Here is a 12,907-nt window from a genome sequence, read left to right on the forward strand (position 1 = left end):
CGACGCGTACGGCCCGTATGGCCCCTCCGGCCCGTATGGCGAGCCCCTCCCGGCTCCCCGCGCGCACGCCGGGCATACAGTCATGTGCGGTGGTGGTTCGTCGGCGGGGGGAGTACGGCGATGCGCGGCGCGACATGGGGATGGCGGACCGTCCAGGGCCTGTACATGGCGGTCGTGGCCGTCCTGGCGGTGCTCGGCGCCGTCACCGGGACGAGCCTTCCGTACCTGCTGGCCGTGGCCGTGACCCTGCCCTTCGGGATGGCGGCACTGGTCCTCGTCTACGGCGGCTACGCGCTGCTCAAGGGGGTCGGCGGGCTGTGGGCGTCCACCACGAACGCCGACGGCGACGACGCCGCCTGGCTCAGCGCGGGCAGCGCGACGCTCAACGTCGTCCTCCTGATCGCCGCGGCCCTCGCCAACGTCCTGCTCCTCGAGTACCTGCGCCGCCGGAGCCCGCGCACCGCCCGGCGGTGAGGGCGCGGCGCTCGGGCCGGGGGAGCGCGGGAGCCGTCAGGAAGAGGGCGGGGCGCCCCACCAGGACCGGTGGAAGGGGTCGTCCGCGCCGATCGAGCCCCGCGGGACCGGGCGGCCGGTCGCGGCCGACTTGTAGAGGGCGGTGACGAATTCGGTGGTGCGGCGCGCGTCGGCCGCCGTGTGCTCGGGCGGCTCGCCCCGCCGCATCCGCGCGACCAGGTCCGCGAGCTGCGGCGCCTGGTGCGCGGGCACCTCGGCGCCGATGGTGTCCCAGCCGGGCGTGGACGGCGGCCGGTCGGGCGCGGGGGTGAACGTCCAGTGCTCGTTGCCGTACGCGTACAGGTGGCGCAGCTCCGTACTGGCCCGCGCGCAGTCGATCCGCAGATACGACTCCTGGCGCGCCGACACGACGCTGTTCACGATCGACGCCTGCGCGCCGGAGGCGAAGGCGACATGGGCGAGGGACACGTCCTCCGTCTCGATGTCCCGGTCGACCGTCGCGATGCGCGCGCTCACCTCCGCCCAGTCGGGCATCAGCCACAGCATCAGGTCCATGGCGTGGATGCCCTGCGTGACGGTGGCACCGCCCAGTTCGGTGGCGCGCCGACCGCGCCACGGGGCCGCGTAGTAATCCGCGCCCCGGTACCAGGTGGTCTGGCACAGCGCCAGCAGCGGCGGCCCGAGCACACCGTCGCGCAGCAGACCGCGTACGTGCGCGGCGCCCGACCCCGCCCGCCACTGGAAGACCGGCGCGCAGCAGCGGCCCGTCGCGCGCTCCGCGGCCAGAATCCGGTCGTGGTCGGCCAGCGAACCGCACAGCGGCTTCTCGCAGTAGACCCAGGCACCCGCCTCCAGCGCGGCCACCGTCAGATCGGTGTGGGTGAACGACGGGGAGCAGATCACCACCAGGTCGGGCCGTTCGACGGCCAGCAGTTCCAGCGGGTCGTCGTAACCGCGCGCGATGCCGTGCCGCGCCGCGAAGTCCCCGGCCCGCGCCGGGTCGGAGTCCGCGACCGCCACCAGGTCGAGCTGCCCGGACAGCGCCCGGATCGCGGGGACATGGGCGTCGTCGGCGATGCTGCCCGCGCCGATCAGCGCCGTACGGTACGGAAGGTCTCCGGCCGGCCGGGTCATACGGTGCCCCCCTGGGCCGTCATGCCGCGCGCGAGCCACCGCGCGGTCACCGCGACCGCCTCGGGCTCGTGCTCGGGGGAGTGGAAACCGTGGCCGGCGCCGGGCAGCGGGCGGAATTCCCAGTGCGGGACCGTCGCCGCGACGTCACGGGCGATGTCGAAGGAGACGCAGTCGTCGCGGTCCGCGGAGATTCCGTGGACCAGGAGCACCGTGCCCTCGGGGCCCGTTCCGGACCTGGTCCCTGGCCTGCTCCCGGCCCCTGTTCCGGCCCCTGTTCCGGACTCTGTACCGTGGGCTCCGGACGCGGGGCGGTGCACGACGGCGTCCAGCTCGACGCCGTCGGATGCGACCACCCACACCCGTTGTCCGTCCGTCACGGAAACTCCCTGTCTGCTCGATGTGTTGACGTCATCCCCACGGACCGACACGCGACGACGTGCAGCGGCTGGTACCGGCGCGCATCGGCGCGGACGGGCGGCACCCCTCCGGCCGCCCGTCCGCGCACCCGCGCGTCCCTACGGCGTCCAGCGGTACAGCAGCACCTTGTTGAACAGGTCGTCCTCGACCTGGACCAGATAGTCGCCGTTGGACCTGCGGGTCGCGGTGATGCCGTACGGCACGTCGACCCACCCCGTACGTTCCACGCCGCCGACGTTGGCGCCGGGCTGCCAGGTCCCGACCGGGCTGGCGTCGGCGGCCTTCCACACCCAGATCTGCCCGCGCGTCGCGATACCGGAGATGAAGATGTAGTCGCCCGCGAAGGCCAGACTCACCATGGTCACGATCGGGTTGGCGGCGGTGTCCCAGGGCAGCAGCAGCGTCCAGGTCGGGGTGCGGTTGCCGGTGCTCCACTTGTCGTAGCGCACCAGGACCTTGCCGCACTCCTTCCAGTGGGCGTTGTCGAAGACCTGGTCAGGGGTGTAGCCGACCATGTACATCACGTCGGCGGCCACGTCGTAGTGCAGACGGCGGACGACGCTGAACGGCGCGGGCAGCGCGATCGTCTCCCGGCTCGCATACGTGTAGATCGGGTTGCCCTGCGCGTCGAAGCCCTGCAACGGGTAGCGGCGCAGGTCGCGGTCGCCGCCCTCCCAGATGTCGCCCCGGTCGTCGACGTACCAGACCCAGCAGTTGCCGGGGGAGTTGCTGCCGTCGCCCGGCTGGAAGAACTCCCCGGCCTCGAAGGCGCCGTTGCCGCTCAGGTCGCGCCAGATCCACTGACCCGAGGCGGGCTGGTTCGGCGGCCAGTTGGGGTCGTCGCCCGGATCGGCGCCCGACCAGTGCGCCTTGAAGATCGCCCCCGACGGCTTCGCGATCTCGCCCTGGAAGCGGTAGATGAGCAGGTGACCGCAGTACATGCCCGTCACGTACATGTACATCTGCCCGTTGAGCCGCTTCAGGAAGGGCGAGGTGGCGTGGTGGTGATGACCGGGCAGGAACAGCCGCGCGTCCTGCGGGTAGTTGACCGAGTCGAGGGTGTAGCTGCGCCAGGTCGCGTCGGTGCCGGGCTGCCGCGCGTAGTTGACGGTGTAGTGATTCTGCTTGGTGTAGACCTCGACGCCGTCGGAGGCCGGGTCGAAGTCGGCGGAGTCCACGAAGGCGCTGCCCTGGAGCTGCCACACCACGGCCCCGGTCGCGGTGAACTTCCGCAGCCAGGTGCCGAATTCGTACATCGCGACATAGACGTTGCCCGCCGCGTCGCCGCCGACGCCGACGATGCCGAAGAACTTGTCCGCGGTGACCCGGCCCGGTGTCCCCGCGCCGATGCCGCCCGCCTGGCCGAGGCTGCGGGCCCGGGTGGGCGTACCGGACAGGCCGGTGTACGTGTGGACTTGGCGCAGCGGGCCGTTGTCGCCGACGAGGAGGTCGCCGTGGACGTCCACGGCGAGCGAGGTGGGCAGCCAGTCGGCGGAGAGGCCGCTGATCGTTCCGCCCAGCGCCGCGCCGGTGTTGGAGAAGTGCAGGATCTGCGCCGGATGCGCGGGGTCGGCGTGCCAGAAGTGGCCGTCGTTGGCGTCGCGCGTGACATTCGCGACCACCCAGATCTCGCCGTTGGCGCCGATCGCCACCGCGCCGGGCTTGTTGACGCTCCAACTGCGCAGCAGCGCACCGCTGGCGGCGTCGAAGACCTTGACGAGGTTGGCCACCCGGTCGGTGGCGACCACCTGCGTCGCCGAGGCCGCCGCGGCGGCGGGCGAACTGCCCACGGCGTAGGTCAGCGAGGTGGCGGCGCCGTTCAGGCCGAAGCGCGTCAGGCCGTTGCCGACGCTGAGATAGACGTACGAGTCGTTGACCGCCACCGCGTCGCCGTTCGCGCCGTGGCAGTTCCCGATGAGATGGCCGTCCTTGTAGATGCCGGCGTAGTTCCCGCCCTCGTCCCAGAAGCTGACGGTGTAGACGGTGCCGTCCTTGGCGACGGCGATGTTGAAGACGAAGTCCTGCACCCACTCGGTGGCCCCGGAGAAGGTGTTCCCGGTCCAGGAAGTGACCACGTTCGGCAGGGTGTTGGTCGGGATCGCGGTGGCCACCGGGGGCGCGGCGAGCGGTCCTGACGCGCCGGTGGGCGCGGCGGGCGGCGGGGCGGCGGCCCGCGCCGCGGAGGTGACGGCGGCCGGAAGCGCCACGGCGGCTCCGGCGACGATCGCGGCGTTCCTGCCGTAGGCCAGCATCCGCCGGCGGGAGACCGCGCCGGTACCGCGCGGGGTGTGACGGGGTGCGGGGGGATTGTCTGCGGGTTCCTGCTCGCTCATGTTCGGGGTCCTTCGTCGTGGGGCCGACACCTTCGAGCCGGTCTGGCGGTACACGAGTGACCGTTCACTTGACGGGAGGTAAAGCTAGGACTCGCCGCACCCGGCGTCAATGGCGCGTTCCTCTTCCGCTCGGCGGCGATCGGTTCTACGATGAGTGACGCGTCATGTGAACGGTCACTGAAGAATCGAGGATGCCCCGTGTCGGACCGGCCGACTCTGCGTACCGTCGCGGCCGAGGCGGGTGTCTCCCACCAGACGGTCTCCCGGGTGATCAACGGCGACCGTACGGTCACCGACGCCGTACGCGACCGGGTGCTGGTCGCCATGCGGACGCTCGACTACCGGCCGAGCGCCGGTGCCCGCGCCCTGGCCAGCGGCCGTACCGAGGTGATCGGCGTCGTCCTGCCGCACAACCCCGGATTCGCCTTCTCCAACGACCACTTGATCCGCCTGGTGCAGGGCGCGGACCAGGAACTGACCTCGCGCGGCTACGGGTTGCTGCTGTCCACCCGCGAGGTGGCCGACGAACCCGCCTCCGCCTACCGCCGGTTCGTCCAGCGCCGCCAGGTCGACGGCCTGCTGGTCGAGGCCGGAACCGGCGGGGAGTCGCTGCCCGCCCTGCGGTCCGCCGGATATCCCACCGTGGTCATCGGCTACACCGCCGAAGACCTCACCTGCGTCCACCCCGACGACGAGGGCGGCGCCTACGCGGTCGCCCAGCACCTGCTGGCCCTCGGCCACCGCCGGATCGGCGTGGTCAACGGCCCGCGGGAGAACCGGCTCGCGATGGCCGCCCGGCTGCGCGGGCTGCACCGCGCCCTGGCCGACGCGCACCGCACTGTCCCCGACGACCTCATGGAGCACGGCGACTTCACCGCCGCGTCCGGCTACGCGGCGGCCGAACGGCTCATGGCCTACCCGGAACCGCCCACCGCGATCTTCGCCTTCAACGACGGCATGGCCCTGGGCGCGCTGCGCTGGCTGCGCGAGCACGGACACGCCCTGCCCGCCGACGTGTCCGTGGCGGGCTTCGACGACACCGAGGCCGCCGACCTCGTCGACCCGACGCTGACCAGCGTCAACCTGCACAGCGTCGACGTGGGCCGCCGCGCCGCACAGATCCTGCTCGACCTGCTGGACGGCCGCCCGCCGGCCCAGCGCGAGAACGTCATGCCCAGCACGCTCAAGGTCCGCGCTTCCACAGCGCCGCCGCGCGCGGCCGGTTGAGCACCCGCCGCCCCGCGCGATCCCGCCCCGCGTCAGCCCCGCTTCGCGCAAGCCCGCCGCACATCAGCCCCGCCCCGCGCGGTCCCGCCGCCTGACGCGTCAGCCCCGACTCGTACACCCCGAGGTGTACGCCCCAGACCCCCGGAAAGGACCGGTCGCACCGATGGACCACGCCCAGAACCGGAGCGAAAGCCCGGACGCCTGCGCCTACGTCGAGGACGTATCACCCGGCAACGGCCGGCTGCGGCCCCGCGCGTCGTTCGACTCCGACGCACCCGCCCTCGACCTGAACGGCGACTGGAGCTTCCGGCTCGGCGACGGTCTCCACGACGTGACCGTGGGCTTCGAGGCCCCGGAGTTCGACGCCGCCGAGTGGACGACCGTCCCCGTGCCCTCGTCCTGGCAGATGGACGGCGTCCCCGGACCCGGCCGCTTCGGCACACCCGCGTACACCAACGTCACCTTCCCGATCCCCGTCGACCCGCCGCGCGTGCCCGACGAGAACCCGACAGGCGAGTACCGCAGGGAGTTCGACGTCGCGGAGGGCTTCGCCGACGGCGGCACCGCGGTGCTCCGCTTCGAGGGCGTCGACTCCGCCTTCGCGGTCTGGCTCAACGGCCGGCCGCTCGGCGACGGCAAGGGCAGCCGGCTGCCCACCGAATTCGACGTCACCGACACCCTGCGGACCGGCCGCAATGTGCTGGCCGTACGGGTCCACCAGTGGTCGTCCGCCAGCTACTTGGAAGACCAGGACATGTGGTGGCTGTCGGGTGTCTTCCGCCCCGTACGGCTGCTGGTCCGGCCGGCCGGCGGCATCGCCGACTTCTTCGTGCACGCCGACTACGACCACCACTCCGGCACCGGCACCCTGCGGGTCGACGTCGACGGCGCGGGCGACGCGCGCCTGAGCGTCCCCGAACTCGGCATCACTGACGCCGATCCCGCCGGTCCGCACACCGCGCCGGGCGTCACTCCCTGGAGCGACGAACAGCCCCGGCTCTACGCGGGCGAACTCGTCACGGCCACCGAACGCGTCCCGCTGCGTATCGGCTTCCGCCGGGTCGTGGTCGAGGACGGCGTCGTCACCGCCAACGGCAGGCCGCTCGTCTTCCGCGGCGTCAACCGGCACGAATGGGACCCGGTCAGGGGCCGCGCGCTGACCCGCGAGACGATGCTCGCCGACGTGCTGCTGATGAAGCGGCACAACATCAACGCCGTGCGGACCAGCCACTATCCGCCCGCCGCCGCCTTCCTCGACCTCTGCGACGAACACGGCCTGTGGGTGGTCGACGAGTGCGACCTGGAGACCCACGGCTTCTCGGAGAACGGCTGGCGCCGCAACCCCTCAGACGAGCCCGAGTGGCGCCCCGCGCTGCTCGACCGGGCCGAGCGGATGGTCGAGCGCGACAAGAACCACCCCAGCGTCGTGATGTGGTCGCTCGGCAACGAGTCCGGCGTCGGCGCGAATCTCGCGGCCATGGCCGAGTGGATCCGCGACCGCGACCCCGACCGGCTGATCCACTACGAGGGCGACTGGGACGACTGCGCCTACACCGACGTGTACTCGGTGATGTACCCCGACTACGCGTTCGTGGCGGCGGTCGCCGCGCGCCAGGAACCGCTCACCGGCGACCCGGCCAACGACGCCCGCAGGCGCGCGATGCCGTTCCTGCTGTGCGAGTACGCCCACGCGATGGGCAACGGCCCCGGCGGACTGCGCCAGTACCAGGAGCTGTTCGAGAGCAGCCCCCGGCTGGCGGGCGGCTTCGTCTGGGAGTGGATCGACCACGGCGTCGCCCAGCGCGACGAGGAGGGCACGCTCTTCTACGCCTACGGAGGCGACTTCGGCGAGCCCGTCCACGACGGCAACTTCGTCGCCGACGGCCTGGTCTTCCCCGACCGCACCCCCTCTCCCGGACTCCTGGAGTACGCGAAGGTCATCGAGCCGGTCAGGATCACCGCCCGCCGCGACGGCGGCGGAGTCGAGATCCGCAATCTGCACCACACGCGGGACACCGGCTACCTGCGCTGGGTCTGGCTGCTCGAAGTCGACGGCGAGCAGGCGGGGGAGGGCGCGTGGGAGGTCCCGGTGACCGGCCCCGGCGACACCCGCCGCGCGGACTGGCCCGACAGCCTGGCCAAGGCGCTCGCCGCGGCGGGACCGGGGGAGCGCTGGGTGACCCTCAGCGCGCAGCTCGGCGCGGACGAGTCGTGGGCCGGAGCCGGGCACACCGTCGCCTGGTCCCAGTTCGCCCCGGACGGCAACGGCGCGACCACGCTGACGGCGGGACCCGCGGGCGCGGCTTCCACCACGACCACGCTGACGGCGGCACCCGCGGGCGCGGTTTCCACCACGACCACCCCTCGGGCGCGCCGCCGCGGAACGATCAGCCTCGGCGCCGGACAGTTCGACGCGGCCGACGGACGGCTGCTCCGCCTCGGTGACCTGGCACTCGAAGGCCCCCGCGTCGACCTGTGGCGGGCCCCGATCGACAACGACGGCCGGTCGCCGCTCCTGGCCGCCTGGCACCGCAGTGGCCTGCACCGGCTCCGGCACAAGGTGCTGGAGATCTCGACGGGCGAGGCGAGCCTCACGGTGAGGACCAGGATCGCCCCGGCGGGCCTGGACCTCGCGATGCTGGCGGACTACCACTGGACCACCGGGCCCGGGGACCGGCTCGTGCTCACCGTCGACACCCGGCCCGTCGGCACCTGGGAGGTACCGCTGCCCCGGCTCGGCGTCGCGCTGACCCTCCCGGCGGCGCTCGACCGGCTGAGCTGGTTCGGCCTCGGTCCCGGCGAGTCCTACCGGGACAGCGAGGAGGCCGTCCGCGTCGGGCGGTACGCGACCACGGTCGCCGAGGCGCAGACGCCGTACGTGTACCCGCAGGAGAACGGCAACCGGCGCCATGTGCGCTGGGCCCGCCTCACCGGTCCCGAAGGCGACTCCGCGGGGCCCGGTCTGGAGATCACCGGCAGCCCCTGGTTCGACCTGACCGCGCGGCCCTGGTCCACCGCGGCCCTGGCGGCGGCCAGGCACACCGCCGACCTCAGGCCCGACGGCCGCATCCACCTCAATGTCGACCTCGAACACCACGGCCTCGGCAGCGCCTCCTGCGGGCACGCGTTGCAGCCCCGGCACCATCTGGCCGCCGTACCGGGCCGCTTCACGCTCGGGTTCGGTCTGACGGAAGGGGAGGCGGCAGCCGATGGCGTAGGGTGATTTCGGCGACCCCGGCGGCGGTATGATCCGAGCGTGAGACAACGTTGGCCCTCCCCTCGGCGCCGCGTCGCCGAGGGGAGCAGCACGTGAGTACACCGAGCCCGAGCGCGGCCCCGCGGCGGCCGACGATGACCGACGTCGCCCGGGAGGCCGACGTCAGTCTCAAAACGGTCTCGCGTGTGGTCAACGGCGTGTCCACCGTCGATCCGGAGATGGCCGAGCGGGTCAGGGCCGCCGTGGTGCGGCTCGGCTTCCGCCGCAACAACATGGCCAGGGACCTGCGCACGCAGTCCACCTCGGCCACGGTCGGCCTGCTCATCGAGGACCTGGCCAACCCGTTCTACGCGGGCATCGCCGCCGCCGCGGCGCAGTGCGCCCTGGAGAACGACACCCTGCTGATCACCGCGAGTTCCGAGGAGGACGCCGAGCGGGAACGCCGACTGCTGTTGCAGATGTGCGAGCGACGCGTCGACGGGCTGCTGGTCGTGCCGGCCGGCAGTACCGCCGACCACGTCTACCTGCGCGCGGAGATCGACATGGGCACCCCCGCGGTGTTCCTCGACCGGCCGCCCACCAACCTGCGCGCGGACACCGTGCTCATCGACAACGCGGCGGGCGCGCGGTCCGCGATCGAGCACCTGACGGCCCGCGGCCACGAGCGGATCGGCGTGGTCTCGGACTGGCTGAGCATCCACCCCATGGTCGAGCGGCTGTCGGCCGCCGAGACCGCGCTGGAGCGGGCCGGGCTGCCGTACCGCCCCGACCTGATCAGATACGGCCTGCACACCGTGCGCGACACCGAGGCCGCCGTCGAGCGAATGCTCACCGGGCCGCAGCCGCCGACCGCGCTGTTCGCGCTGAACAACCGGCTCACGCTCGGCGTGCTCGGCGCGCTGAACCGGCTCGGCGGCGAGGCCGGCGCGGGCGGCGCGGGCAGCGCCGTCGAAGTGGTGGGCTTCGACGACTTCGAGACCGCCGCGCTGATGGCCCACCCGCTGACCGTGGTGTCCTACGACGCCCGCGCCATCGGCCGGATCGGCGCGGAACTGCTCTTCAGGCGGATCGCGGGGGACAAGTCGCGGCCCCAGACGGTGGTCATCCCCACCACCCTGGTCGAGCACGGCGCGGCGCGGCCGGGCGCCGGACGGTGACCGGCGCGGGGCCGCCGAGTCCCGCGCGGGACTGAACCGGGCCGCTGTCGGTCCTGTTCAGGCCCCGCCCCCCACGCTCACCCCCGCGAACGTCCCCACTCGCCACGCAACCGGCGCGGTCCCGTACCGCTACCGCGCCGAGACTCATGCCGATACGGGCCGCCCCGTGCGCCGTTCCCCGGCCGCCGAGGGCGGCGCGCCACAGTGCGCCCAACGGGATGTCCACCCAGTCCGGTTCGCCGACGCGGTGGTCCACGACGGGACCCTCGCCGACCCCGGCCCCGGCCCCGCCGGGGACGGAGATGTCCGGCGCGTGCGGGTGAACGGCTTGTGACACGGTCGCTCTCCGGATCTCCGCGCGGGATTTCTCTGTCACTCGCGCGAAAACTCTAGGCAACGTTGTCTCAGGTGGCTAGGGTTCAGCACGACCGCCTGCGGAGGGCGGCCGGGTCGGACCTGCTGCCCGGTGCTCCTTCCGGTATGCGTGGTTGATCTGTCGACAGCCGTCAGGACGTAGCTGACCAGGCACGAAGGCGCCGCCTGTCGGTGATCGCGCACGGCCGGAGCCGTGGCGCGGGCGTCGTGATCCCCTCCAACCCCCTGGGGGACGCCGCTTGTCTCGTCAGGCAACGTTGTCTCAGCTGGTCAGACATGTTCCCCGACCTCGGAAAGGAGCGGTGATGGCCGACTTCGCCAGTCCGGCGCAGTTGTGGGCCGCACGCGACGCCCTGCGTGTGCGGGGCGCTGCGGTCAGCCTGCTGACGGACGGCGCGCGGCTGAGCGTCGAGCCCACGGGCGGTCACGTGGCCGGCGCGGACGGGGGCGCCGGGCGTCCCGTGGACGCCGACGTGCTCGAACTGCGCGCCGACGCGGCCACAACGGCCGTACTGCGGCTGGACGTTCCGCTCGGCGACGCGGCGGGTTACTGGCATCCGGGGGTGGGCTGGGACCGGCACCTGGTGGCGGACTGGGCCAACCCCTGGCGCACCGTCGGCCTGGTCGACTCCGCGCCGCTGGGCTGCCTGTACGACACGGCGGGCCGCGCGCTGCTGGCCTTCGCGTCCGACCGGATCGCGGCCACCACGCGGGTCAGATTCGGTGTCGGCGAGGAGTCGGCCCGCTTCGGGGTGTGGCTCTCGATGGACCTCGCGGCGGGGGAGACCTGTCGGATTCGCGTCCAGGCCCCGGGCCGCCCGTGGGCCGAGGCCGTACGGGAGGTGACCGGCGGTCTCGCGGACGCCGCGCCGCTGCCCGTACCCGACGCGGCCCGCGCCCCCGCGTACTCGACCTGGTACTCGATGCACCGCGAGCTGACGGCGGCGGGCGTCGAGGCCGAAGCTGTGCTCGCCGCCGAAATGGGCTGCGGGGTGCTGCTGTTGGACGACGGCTGGCAGCTCCACGCGGACGGTCCCGGCTACTCCGGCAGTGGCGCGTGGACCCCGGACCCGGCCAAATTCCCCGACTTCGCCGCGCATGTGAGGACCGTGCAGGGCCTGGACCTGCGGTACGTGGCCTGGATCGCACCCCTGCTGGTCGGCGAACGCACCCCGGCGTACGAGGAGTTGGCGCGGGTCGCGCCGCACGAGGTGACGCGGCTCGGCTGCCGGGTCCTCGACCCGCGCCGCCCGGCCGCCCGGCGCTTCGCCGTCGACTCCTGCGTCGACCTCGTCCGGCGCTACGGCCTGGACGGGCTCAAGATCGACTTCCTGGACTTCGCGATGGCGTACGCGGCGGAGGAGTACGCGGCTGAGGAACTCGCGGGCGGGGACCACGCGGTCGAGGTCCATGGGGCCGAGGTCCACGCGGTCGAAGTCCATGCGGTCGAAGTCCACAAGGTCGAGGTCCATGGTGCCGACTGGCCGACTGCCGAAGAGAACGCCGCAGACGAGAACGTCAGGACCGGCCGCGATGACGACACCGGTGCGGGCCGTGGTGCCTCCACAGACGCCGGTACCGGTGTCGCCACCGCCGCCGGACCTGACACCGGCGGAGGCACCGGCACCGGCACCGGTAAGGACACCTGCCGAGGCGTCACCGCGGAGGCGCCCGCCGATCTCGCCGTCGCGGACGTCGCCGATGTGGGCCTGGGCATACGGCTGTTGCTCACCGAACTGCGCGAGCGGCTGCGCGAACTGCGCGGCGACGAGCTGCTGATCGAGCTGCGACAGCCCTACACCGGCCCGGGCATGCGGCGCTTCGGCAACATGCTTCGGGCCGCCGACTGCCCGGCGGACGCCACCGCGAACCGGGTCCGCACGCTGGACACCGGCGTGCTCGCCGGATCGGCGGCGGTCCACTCGGACATGCTGATGTGGGACCCGGCCGCCCCGGCGGAAGCGGCGGCCCGACAGCTGCACTCCGCGCTGTTCTCGGCACCGCAGATCTCCGTCGCGCTGGCCGGACAGAGCGCGGAGCACCGCGCGATGACCGCCTTCTGGCTCGGCGTCCGGCGGACGTACGCCGATGTCCTCGGCCGGGGCGAGATCCGCGCCGGACGCCCCGACCAGCTCCACCAGACGGTGACGGCCGCCCTGGGCCGGCGCGCCGTCATCGCCTGCTACGCCGAACACCACGTCGTCCCGCTCCAGTTGGCGGAGTTCACCGAGATCGCCCTGGTGAACTCCACCGCCGGGTCGCGCGTGGTCCTGGACGTCGAGGACCCCGGCGTCGAGCGGCCGGGCGTGGCGGGCGTGGCGGGCGTGGCGGGCGTGGCAGGCATGGCTGGCGTGGCAGGCGTGTCGGGCCTGGACATCGACGCTCCTGGCGTCGCCGGGCCCGGCGTCCGCGTCCGGCTGGACGTCTTCGACGCCTGCGGCAGACCCGCCGCCTCGGGCCCGCGCACGCTCGGCCCCGGACTCACCCCGATCGCCGTCCCGCCCTCCGGCCTGTGCGTCATCCGGCCGGTGGCACCCGAACAATCCCCGCGCTGAACCCTGGAGAGGACCGAC

At 73.0% G+C, this 12,907-nt stretch carries 8 protein-coding genes; 5 read left to right on the forward strand and 3 right to left on the reverse strand.

All coding sequences use genetic code 11. The features are described from left to right. Positions 1 to 120 precede the first annotated feature (120 nt). The gene (locus ACIO6U_RS20560) at positions 121 to 474 is read left to right on the forward strand and encodes a hypothetical protein (protein ID WP_401721043.1); all 354 of its coding nucleotides are present in this window, start codon (positions 121 to 123) and stop codon (positions 472 to 474) included. Between the two features lie 36 nt (positions 475 to 510). On the opposite strand, the gene ACIO6U_RS20565 is transcribed toward ACIO6U_RS20560, so the two are convergent. From ACIO6U_RS20565 to ACIO6U_RS20575, 3 genes are all read right to left on the reverse strand, one after another. Then, the gene (locus ACIO6U_RS20565) at positions 511 to 1,608 is read right to left on the reverse strand and encodes a Gfo/Idh/MocA family oxidoreductase (RefSeq protein ID WP_391048319.1); all 1,098 of its coding nucleotides are present in this window, start codon (positions 1,606 to 1,608) and stop codon (positions 511 to 513) included. Continuing rightward, positions 1,605 to 1,985: an alpha/beta fold hydrolase gene (locus tag ACIO6U_RS20570; protein WP_401721047.1), complete on the reverse strand. Its 381-nt coding sequence runs from the start codon at positions 1,983 to 1,985 to the stop codon at positions 1,605 to 1,607. Before ACIO6U_RS20570 ends, ACIO6U_RS20565 begins: the two co-directional genes overlap by 4 nt. Before the next feature lie 138 nt (positions 1,986 to 2,123). After that, a complete protein-coding gene (locus tag ACIO6U_RS20575) occupies positions 2,124 to 4,358 on the reverse strand; it encodes a hypothetical protein (protein ID WP_401721050.1) in 2,235 nt (744 codons plus the stop codon). Positions 4,359 to 4,556: 198 nt separating this feature from the next. Here ACIO6U_RS20575 and ACIO6U_RS20580 point away from each other — a divergent pair, with 198 nt between their 5' ends. The 4 genes from ACIO6U_RS20580 to ACIO6U_RS20595 all read left to right on the forward strand — a co-directional run bounded on the left by ACIO6U_RS20580 (position 4,557) and on the right by ACIO6U_RS20595 (position 12,889). Continuing rightward, the gene (locus ACIO6U_RS20580; RefSeq protein ID WP_401721053.1) at positions 4,557 to 5,585 is read left to right on the forward strand and encodes a LacI family DNA-binding transcriptional regulator; all 1,029 of its coding nucleotides are present in this window, start codon (positions 4,557 to 4,559) and stop codon (positions 5,583 to 5,585) included. A 163-nt stretch (positions 5,586 to 5,748) separates the two neighbouring features. Further along, positions 5,749 to 8,808, forward strand: a complete 3,060-nt coding sequence (locus ACIO6U_RS20585; RefSeq protein ID WP_401721056.1) for a glycoside hydrolase family 2 TIM barrel-domain containing protein — start codon at positions 5,749 to 5,751, stop codon at positions 8,806 to 8,808. An 86-nt stretch (positions 8,809 to 8,894) separates the two neighbouring features. After that, positions 8,895 to 9,959 (forward strand): LacI family DNA-binding transcriptional regulator, encoded by a 1,065-nt coding sequence (locus tag ACIO6U_RS20590; RefSeq protein WP_401721059.1) that lies wholly within the window; start codon positions 8,895 to 8,897, stop codon positions 9,957 to 9,959. A 680-nt stretch (positions 9,960 to 10,639) separates the two neighbouring features. Next, entirely contained in the window at positions 10,640 to 12,889 is a 2,250-nt protein-coding gene (locus ACIO6U_RS20595; protein WP_401721062.1) for an alpha-galactosidase, read from the forward strand. Positions 12,890 to 12,907: the final 18 nt, after the last annotated feature.

It is taken from the genome of Streptomyces sp. NPDC087422 (assembly GCF_044744145.1).
In the GTDB taxonomy this organism is placed as follows: Bacteria; Actinomycetota; Actinomycetes; order Streptomycetales; family Streptomycetaceae; genus Actinacidiphila.